At 70.1% G+C, this 702-nt stretch carries 2 protein-coding genes; both read left to right on the top strand.

Annotation, left to right across the window (positions count from 1 at the left end; all coding sequences use genetic code 11):
- Positions 1 to 198: hypothetical protein (locus LL239_RS17540; protein ID WP_228164607.1), on the top strand; the 198-nt coding region annotated here is incomplete at its 5' end.
- Positions 198 to 560, top strand: coding sequence for a capsid cement protein (locus LL239_RS17535; RefSeq protein WP_228164606.1), 363 nt, complete (start codon positions 198 to 200; stop codon positions 558 to 560). The genes LL239_RS17540 and LL239_RS17535, both read left to right, overlap by 1 nt.
- Positions 561 to 702: the final 142 nt, after the last annotated feature.

Genomic DNA, 702 nt, shown 5'->3' with positions numbered 1-702 from the left:
CGAATCACCGCGCAGTCGAAGGACTCGTGGCGGAAGCAGCTCGACCAGGACGAGGAGGGCATCACCGCCCTGCTCGCCCAGTTCCCGAAGAACACCGCCCTCCCGGTGGCGGAGATCGGTCACTCCGACGACGTCGCCACCGGTGAGGACGCCCAGTACGCCGCCATGTTCGGCGCGAAGACGGAAGAGGTGGCGTGATGGCCGACTACCTGCCCAAGTTCGACGCGGGGAAGCCGTTCACCGCGCTCACCTCCGCAGCCGTCACCGGTGGCCGTGTGCTCATCGTGTCCGGCGCGGGAACCGTCTCGCACGCCGGAGCGGACGCCGTCGCGGCCACCCTCGTCGGTGTCGCCGGGTTCGACGCCGCCTCGGGCGAGCGCGTCACCGTCTACCCGCTCAAGGGTGCGGTCCACAAGCTGACCGCTGGTGCGGCGATCGCGGCTGGCGCCACGATCGGCACGCTCGCGGCCGGCAAGGTCGACGACGCCGGAACCAACCGGTTCGGCGTCGCACTCACCGCGGCGGCCGCCGACGGTGACGTCATCGAAGCGATCTGCTGAGAGAGGGGGAACCGGTAATGGCTTCCTACACGTACCCGACCCTGCACCCGTCGGGGTCCATCACCGCCGAGCAGGCGCGCCTCCTGCTCGGCAGCAACCGGCTCATCGCACGCCGACTGGCCGAGATCTCGCAGATGCGGTT

The organism is Microbacterium testaceum (assembly GCF_020781835.1).
GTDB lineage: Bacteria > Actinomycetota > Actinomycetes > Actinomycetales > Microbacteriaceae > Microbacterium > Microbacterium testaceum_H.
The sequence above is the reverse complement of the archived record's forward strand: the minus strand, read 5'-3'. Positions and strand labels throughout refer to the sequence as shown.

Excerpts from the sequence above, each read along its gene's own strand:
- LL239_RS17535 (WP_228164606.1), top strand. The coding sequence starts at position 198 with ATGGCCGACTACCTGCCCAAGTTCGACGCGGGGAAGCCGTTCACCGCG.